Source organism: Paenibacillus liaoningensis, assembly GCF_059609455.1.
In genome coordinates, this window is the sequence record NZ_JCAALU010000039.1 from 1 (window position 1) to 9,502 (window position 9,502).

1 protein-coding gene is annotated in these 9,502 nt (G+C 57.2%); it reads right to left on the reverse strand.

Features of this window, described 5'->3' with window-relative positions; genetic code table 11:
* Positions 1–9,502 (reverse strand): amino acid adenylation domain-containing protein (locus AC6B99_RS33090; RefSeq protein WP_496665151.1); only part of this gene is annotated, 9,502 nt, incomplete at both ends.

Consider the following 9,502-nt stretch of genomic DNA (forward strand, 5'->3'; position numbering starts at 1 on the left):
CGTCGTTTCCGTCGGGCCGTACATATTGTACAGCTCCGCCTCCGTTTGAACGCGCAATTGTCTTTCCAGCGTGACAGGGAATGGCTCCCCCCCAATCAGCAGCGCCTGCATCGGACGCAGCGCTGCGGCACTGCGCGCATCCTCCAGCAGCATCACCAGCCGGGAAGGCGTCGTCTGCATCACCTGGGCTGGATGCTTCGTGAGCAGCGCAGCCAGCTGTGCAGGGTCCTGCTGCTCCGCCTCGCTCGCCAGCAGAACCTGCATGCCGCAGCTCAGCGGTACCCAGCTCTCGGTCACGAAGATGTCAAAGGACACCGTCGTCACACTGAGCATGGTCGCAGATGGCGCAAAGGGCAGTGCTTCCACCATCCCCGTCATAAAGTTGACGACGTTCCGATGCTCCACCACCACGCCTTTCGGCGTGCCGGTTGTCCCCGAGGTGTAGATCACATACGCGCTGCCCTCAGCGCGAGTCTCCACCTCCGTTGATGCCGTGGAGTAAGCTTTCAGCTCCTCCACGGAGGCAAACCTCACCTGTGAAGCTTGCTCCTCCTGCTGTAAACTATCTGAGGTTTGCTCCTTCTGCTGTCTATCTGAGGCTTGCCCCTTCTGCTGTCTATCTGAGGCATGTTCCTTCTGCTGTCTATCTGAGGCATGTTCCTTCTGCTGTCCATCTGAGCCCTGCTCCTCCAGACACAGCACCTGACGCAGCGGGGTTTCTACCCAGCCCGCCACCGTTTCCCGCTGTGCTTCTTCGCTTAAGAGAATGCGGATTCCGGCATCCCGGACCATCCCTTCGATGCGTCCGGTTGGCAGCGCCGGATCCAGTGGCACATAGGCCGCACCAGCTTTCATAATCCCCAGCAGACCGGCGATCAGCCAAGGCGAACGGGACAGCAGCACACCGACGCGGTCTTCACTGCTCACGCCCTGCGCGCGCAGCCAGCCCGCGATGCGGTTGGCTTGCCCGTCCAGCTCGCCGTACGTCCACACGGCCAGTCCACTCACCAGCGCCGGATGCCCCGGCGTTCGGGCAGCCTGCTGCTCGAATAGCCCATGCACCGTCGCGTTCTCAGGGAGCTCCAGCTCCGTAGCGTTAAAGTGCACCAGCAGCTGCTCCCGCTGCTCTGCCGTCAGCAGCTCCAACTGCGTGACCGGCACGTTCGGCTGGCTCACGATCTGTTCCACCAGTTGCAGCCAGTGACCCTGCACCCGCTCCATAGCCTCCTGTTCGTATACCTGTCCGTTATAGTCGAAATGTACGACCAGTTCTTCTCCAGGCTGAATCATCACATTCAGGTCATAATTCGTTTGTTCGTCTGCCTGCACGCTGGTAATCGCCAGACCGCTCGCATCCAGGGAGGCTTCCGAGCTCGTCGGCATCGGATAATTCTCGAACACTAAAATATGGTCAAACAGCTCTCTCGTTCCGGTGCAATGCGCCTGGATCTCATGCAGCGGATAGTAGCCATAGGCTTGCGCAGCCAGCGCGTCCGCCTGCATCCGCCGCAGCACATCCGCCGCCGTATCCTGACCCTCGCACGCGACCCGGACGGGCAGCGTGTTGATGAACAGTCCGATCATGCTTTCCACGCCTGGAAGGTCGGCAGGTCGGCCCGACACCACCCCGCCAAACACCACATCCCGGCTACCGCTGTAGCGGTGCAATAGCAATCCCCATGCCGTTTGCAGCAGCGTGTTCATCGTTACGCCATGCGCTTTGGCCGCCGCCGCGATTCGCTCGCTTTGCTCCCGTGGCACGATTCCGCTCACACGCCTCGCTTCATAGCCTGACGTCTGGCGCTGGCGTTTCGGGAACACCGCCTGTGCTTCACAGCCCGACAGTCGTTCCTTCCAGTAGCGCAGCGCCGACGCCTCGTCCTGCTCCGACAGCCAGCGGATATAGGCGCTATACGCCTGCCCTTTTGGCTGCTCCTGCTCCTGCCGCGCCTCTTCGTTACCCGAGATGCTGTTGGCGCTGTAGGCACTGTAAGTGCGCAGCACTTCCTCCATCACCAGCGGCAAGCACCAGCCGTCCATCACAATATGATGGAAGCTCCAGACCAGCTCGTGCGTATGCTCCCCTGTGCGGAACAACGCCACTCGCATCAGGCTCTCCGCTTCCACATCAAAGCCCTGCCTCCGGTCCGCCGTCCGCCACTGCGCCACGTCAGCTACCTGCTCGGTGACGGGTTTCAGCGACAGATCGGCATACGCGAGCTGGAACGGTCGGTGGCGGTACACGACTTGCAGCGGCTCGTTTCTCCACCCGCTGTCGATGCTCGTCCGCAGCACCGCATGCCGCTGAACGATCGTTTGCCAGCTTCGTTCAAACGCTGCCACATCCAATTCCCCTTGCAGCGTTAGCTGCATCTGGTTCACATAAGCCCCCGCTTGCGGGTCCAGGCGGCTGTGGAACAACATGCCCTGCTGCATCGGCGTCAGCGCGTACACCTCCTCCAGCTCTCCGATGGCTGCGCTTCGCTGCACCAACGCATCCAGCTCATCCTGCGTCAGATCAGGCAGCCCCACATCGCTTGGCGTCAGTTCCGTCCGCTCCTGCGCCATACAATGCGCGATCACCGCCTCCAAGCTCTGCTTTAACCGCTGCGCGAATTGCTCCACCGTCGCTGGACGGTACTGCGCGGCGCTGTAGCTAACGGTCAGGCGCAACGTTCCCTCCGCGATCATCCCGTTGCATTCCAGCAGCGCGGCTCGTTGCCTTCTACTGCTGATCGCCTCTCCCGAGGAGAGCGGGGATAGCTCAAGCGCGCTGCGCTCCAAATCCTGATCAAACTGTCCCAAGTAATTGAAGGAAATATCGGGGTCACACGACCAGTCTTCTCCTTCCACCTGCTTGGACACATACCGCAGGAGGCCGTAGCCGACTCCTTTGTCCGGAATCGCTCGCAGCGTTTCCTTCACTCGCTTGATTTGCTGCGACAAGGTCATCTCTGGCTTCATCTCCAGCACCACCGGGTACGCGCTCGTGAACCAGCCGACCGTCCGGCTGACATCCAAATCCGGGAGGATCGTTTCCCTGCCGTGTCCTTCCAGCATGATCCCCACACGCCCCATACCGCTCCACGCCTGAACCGCCATCGCCAGGGCAGTGAGCAGCAAATCATTGATCTCCGTTCCGTAAGCTCGGTGCGCTTCTTTCAGCAGTTGCTGCGTCTGGACTTGCGACCACTCCACGGCCAGCGTTTGGCTAGCGGCTAGCGTGGAGGCTTCTGAGTCGACTGCGTCGTAATCCTTGGGCAGCGGCGGAACCGCCATCTCTACGATCCGTTTCCAATACGCACGCTGCGCCTCCATTGCCGGACTTCCTGCATAAGCGCTCCATTGCTGCGCCCATGTCTGGAATGCGTCCGTTTTCTGTGGCAACCGGATGTCTTCCCCTTGTACTGCTTGCTCGTACGCAGTGGAAAAATCTTCAAACAGAATTCGCCAAGATATCCCGTCCACGACCCAGTGATGAATGACGAGGAGCAAATGATCCCCATCCCCACCTTGGAACAAGCCCAGCCGCATGAGCGGGCCGGTCGCTAGCGAAATGCTGCCTTGCAGCTCAGCGGCAACGGCTTCGACCTTTTCGCTCCATCCGGGCTCACCCCGGAAATCGAAAACGTCCAACCTGTAAAGCTCACCGTCCGCCACCTTCCGGTTCCAAGCGACATAGCTGCCGTCCTCGGCCTGCGTCAGCGTCATCCGCAGCGCGTCATGATGGGTGGCGAGGTGCTGCATCGCCACGCTTAGCGCCACGCGGTCAAATCGCTCTTCCCGATACAGCATGACCGCCTGATTGAAATGATGCAGGTCGACGGGATCGCGTTCCACCAGCCAGTGCTGAATCGGCGTCAGCGGCACCGCCCCGTGTACTTCTCCTTGTTCCGCCGTGCGGGTAACCGCCGTCAGATGGGTGCCTAGCTGCGCCACCACCGGATAGCGGAATAACGTCTTCATTTCCAGCTTGTACCCGACCTGCAGCAGCCGGGAAGCGACTTGAATCGCTTTGATCGAGTCGCCGCCCAGATTAAAGAAATGGTCATGGATGCTCACCTCCGGCACGCCGAGCACCTGCTGCCATACCGTCACCAGCGCGTGCTCCATCGCTGTGCGAGGCGGAGCATACGGGAGGTGCGAGGCCTGAGCCTCCGGCATCGGCAGCGCCTGACGGTCCACTTTGCCGTTGGCCGTGAGCGGCAGGCTCTCCAGCTGTACAAAGGAGGCCGGCACCATATAGGCGGGCAAGGAAGCCGACAGCAAGCTGCGCAGCCTCGGAATCTCCAGCTCGCTGCCTACGACGTAGGCGCACAGCTGATGGCTGCCCCCCGCATCCGACAGCGCCTGCACGATGACCTCGCGAACCCCTGTCCCCCGCAGCAGCACCGCCTCAATCTCACTGAGCTCGATGCGGTAACCGCGAATTTTCACCTGTTCATCCCTTCGTCCCACATACGTCAAGGAACCATCCGCCTGCCAGCGAACCAAGTCCCCCGTACGGTACATTCGCTCCCCTGGCTCAAACGGGTTCGTCACAAATTTTTCCAAATTCAGATCCGCTCTATCCCAATACCCTCGGGCTAGACCGACTCCGCTTATGCACAGTTCACCAACAGCACCAACAGGCTGCAAGCCGTTCTCCTGGGTAAGTACATACACTCGGGTGTTAGAAATAGGCTTCCCGATCGGTATGACAGCAAGGGATGCATCCACTCGGGCCGATGTAGCAAGCACTGTACCTTCTGTAGGTCCATAGTTGTTGTATAAAGCATACCTAGTATGACTGATTTTCTTCAAACGATCCCCGCCCGTCAACAAAACGCGCAGAGAACGATTTTCCAGCGTTATAAACTGTTCGCACACCTGTGTCGGCAAGAAGCTGACCGTTATGTTTTTTTCCTCAAAATAGGCATTTAAGGCGACAGGGTCCAGACGCAAATCTTCCGGTACGATATGCACGGCGGCTCCTATCGTAAGGGAAGGGAATATTTCCCACACCGCTGCATCAAAACCAATACCTGCATATTGGGTTGTCCGATCTGTTGCACTCATATCAAAATAGGCCTGATGCCATCTGCACAAATGAACGACAGAGCGGTGTTCGATCATAACGCCTTTCGGCCTGCCGGTCGAACCGGACGTATAAATGATGTAAGCTACATCTGTCGGAAGGATTGCAGGTAAAGGCTGTTCGGAATGCTCCTCTAGTTTTTCTAACCCGTCTAGCAGAAGAACCTCCACTGCTGATTGTTTAACTTGATGAACATGTGCTTGATGCGTCAGGCAAAAACGAGCCCTGCTGTCCTCCAGCATGAAATGAATCCGTTCTGTCGGATAGTCGGGATCAATCGGCACATAAGCAGCGCCCGTTTTCAAAATGCCTAGGATGCCAACGATCAGTTCCACGGAACGCGTAGGCATGATGGCAACAACATCTGCTGGCGCCACGCCGCGCTTCTGCAAATTAAACGCCACACTGCTGCTGCGTTCGTTCAGCTCTTGGTAGGTCAAGGCCTCCTCCCCGCAAACGACGGCGACACGTTCCGGCGTCTTCGCCGCTTGCTCCTCAAACAGCGCATGCAGCGTCGCCCGCTGCTCTAGCAGCACTTCTGCCCCTGTATCGTTAAAGTCCACCAGCAACTGCTCCCGCTGCCCTGCCGTCAGCAAGTCCATGCTTCCCAGCGTTGTATGCGAATCGCGGGTCACTTGACGCAGCAGCTCCGTAAAATGACCCACCCAGCGCTCAATCGTGGCCCGCTCGAACAGCTTCACCGCGTATTCCAGCGTGCAACGCATGCCCTGCTCCTCTTCACTTACCGACAGCGTCAAATCGAATTTCGCCGCTCCACTTTCTACTGGGTACGGCGTCCATTGCAGATCCGCCAGCTCCAGCTCCGACTGCTCCGTGTTTTGCAACACCAGCATCGCATCAAAAAGCGGATTGCGGCTCAAATCCCGCTGCCTGACTACCTGCTCCACCAGTTCCTCGAACGGATAGTCCCCGTGTTCGAAGGCGCTTAGCGCCGTCTGCTTCACTTCCTGCAAGTAGGCAGAGAACGGTTTTTCACCCGACGGGCTCAGCCGCAGCGCCAGCGTGTTCACGAACATCCCCAGCATGCCCTGCAAGTCAGCATGCGAACGTCCCGCAATCGGCGTGCCAACGATCAGCTCCTCCTGACCGCTTAACCGGCCAAGCAACACGCTGTACGCCGCCAGCAGCACCATATACACCGTCGCCCCGCTCGTACGGGCCAGCTCCCGCAGCGCTGCTGACAGCTCGCTGTCCAGCTCGAATTCTACGCGTGCTCCCTCGAAGCTCCGCACCGCCGGAAGCGGATAATCGAGCGGCAGGCTCAGCACCGGCAGCTCCCCGGCGAACTGCTCCAGCCAGTAGCGCTCCATCTCCTGATAAGACGCGCTTTCCCGGCAGCTTTGCTGCCAGACCGCATAATCTTTATACTGCAAACGCAGTGGCTCCAGTTCTTCTCCTCCATACAGCTTCGTAAACTCCTGCACAAATATACTCATCGACGTGCCGTCGGAAATAATATGATGCATATCGAACAACAGCAAATGATTCGCTTCGCCTACGCGCACCACCGTCGTCCGCAGCAGCGGCGCTTCGCTGAGGTCGAACGGACGAAGGAAGGTGCGAACGCGCTCCTGTGCTTCCTCCTCCGTCGCCTCCTCGTAAGTTACCGAGAACACGGCAGACGCCACAATACGCTGCATCGGCTCCCCGTCAACTACTGCAAACTCTGTCCGCAGCGATTCGTGGCGGGCCACCAGCGCTTGCAGCGCCCTTTCCAGCCGCTGACGATCCAGCGGTCCTGACAGACGCAGAGCGACTGGCATGTTGTAACTAAGCTCCGCTCCCTCCAGCTGCTGTAGCACGTACAGGCGTTTTTGCGCTGAGGACAGCGGATAAAATTCGTTTTCTTCAATAATTGAAGGAATGAAGCTGTAAGAAGCTTGTTCCAGCTTACCAATCGCATACGCCATCTGTTCAATGGTAGCGAAGTGGAACACATCCCGCAGCGGGAGGTCCACATTCATCGCTTTACGCACCATGCTTACCAGCGTTGCTGCCCTTAAAGAGTGGCCGCCAAGCTCGAAGAAATTGTCCTTTACACCAACCCGCTCCAGCCTGAGCACTTCCCGCCAAATTTCCGCAAGCTGCGCTTCCTGCGACGTGCGCGGCGCGACATGCTCCTCTCCTGTTTGCAAACTGCCTTCAGGCGCTGGCAGCGCTTTGCGGTCGATTTTTCCGTTCGATGTCAGCGGCATCCGATCCATCTGCACAAAGTACGACGGAATCATGTAGCCCGGCAGCTCTTGCGATAGCAGGCTTCTTATCTCGTTTACCGCAAACGGCTGATCCGCTACAAAATACGCGCAAAGATGCTTCTCTCCGCCTCCATCCTCGCGGGCGAGAACGATTGCCTCCTGCACTGCTTCCACCTTGGTCAGCTGCGTTTCGATTTCGCCAAGCTCAATGCGGTACCCGCGAATTTTCACTTGATGATCGATTCGGCCCAAATACTCGATGCTGCCATCTGGCTGCCATCTGGCCAAATCCCCGGAACGGTACATTTTTGCGCCAGCATCAAAAGGATTGTCCACAAACTTCTCACTTGTCAAATCAGGACGGTTCAAGTACAGACGCGCCAGCCCTTCGCCAGCTACATACATTTCCCCAATCACACCGACAGGCACGCAATTGCGCTTTGCATCCAGCACGTATACTTTTAGCGTAGGAATCGGACGGCCGATATTGCTTTTCGCCTGCTCAATCTCTACCTCGGTAATCTCTTTGTACGTGACATGTACCGTCGTTTCCGTAATGCCGTACATATTGATCAGCTGCGTCGCTGGATATTTCGCCCTCCAGTTTTTTAACAGTTGCGGGCTTAGTGCCTCACCGCCAAAAATGACCTTGCGCACGCTCAGCATCGGCGCTTCCTCTGCCAGCGCTTCACGCAGCAATTGGTAGAAATAGGTTGGTGTCTGGTTCAAAATCGTCACTTGCTGCTCAGCCAGCAATCGCAGAAACTGCGCCGGATTTTTTGCCGCCAGCGACGGCACGATGACCAATTTTCCTCCGTACAGCAAAGCCCCATACATCTCCCATACCGAGAAGTCAAAGCAGAACGAGTGGAACAGCGTCCACGTATCCGACGGGCCGAAATCAAACAAGTTTTTGCTGTTGAACAGCAGCCGCACAACATTTTTATGCTCGATCAAGGTTCCTTTCGGCTTGCCTGTCGTCCCCGATGTGTAGATGACGTAGGCCGCATCGCTCGGCGCATTGACGGATTCCAGATTGGCCCTATCTTCATGATAAGACTGCTCGTGATCCAGCAAAATGACCGTGCCTTCAAACACAGCTTGCTGCTGCCTCTGCTCCTGAACCAACAGCACCTGCGTCCCAGAGTCTTCCAGCATGTAGCTGATTCGTTCCTGCGGATAGTCCGGATCAATCGGCACATATGCGCCCCCTGCTTTTAAAATCGCCATCAAGCCAACGACCATATCCAGCGAGCGCTCGGCCATAATGCCCACCAATTGATCAGGCTTCACACCTGCAGCCCTCAGTGTTCGGGCCAAGCGATTGGCTCGTTCGTTCAACGCCCGATACGTCAGCTGCTCCTGCTCAAACCGAACGGCTACAGCGTTCGGATTTTGCTGCGCCTGCTCCTCAAACAGCTGCTGAATCGTCTTCTCCCGCTGATACTCCGCTGTTGTATCGTTGAAAGCGTGCAAAATCTGTGAAAGCTCTATGCTGCTCAGCATGCTCAGATCAGAAATCTCTGCCTCAGGTGCTTCAATAATGCTGTCTACCAAATGAGCAAAATGCTTCGCCATCCGCTGCGCCGTTTCCCTATTGAATAAAGCTGTTGCGTACTGTAGGCTGCATGATAGTCCGTCGCTTTCTTCCCGAACATCCAGAACTAGGTCGAATTTAGCTATCGCGTATTCGCTCTGATATGGCTTTAATTCAAGCCCTTCTATACGAATGCCTGTGTTTTCTGTATTTTGCAGGACAAACATGGCATCAAACACTGGATTGCGGCTTAAATCACGATTAACCTGCACGTTTTCTACCAATTGTTCAAACAAGTAGTCCTGATGCTCGTACGCTCCGAGCGCCGTTTCCTTCATTTCCTGCAAATAGCTTAAAAACGGCATGCTGCCGTGCGGATATGTGCGGATCGCAAGGGTATTGACGAACATTCCAATTAGCGGCTCTACGTCCGGATGCGTTCTGCTTGCAATCGGCGTACCGACGATAATGTCTTCTTGCCCGGAGTATTTATGCAGCAAAATCGTATACGCCGCTAACAGCACCATATACAGCGTAGATCCATGCTGACCAGCAAGCTCGTGCAGCGCATCCCTCTGATGCGAATCGAGCTCAAAGTCAAACGCGGCTCCATCGGACTGTCTTATCGCAGGACGTGCTGCGTCCGTCGGCAGCTCCAGCACGGGCAATTCT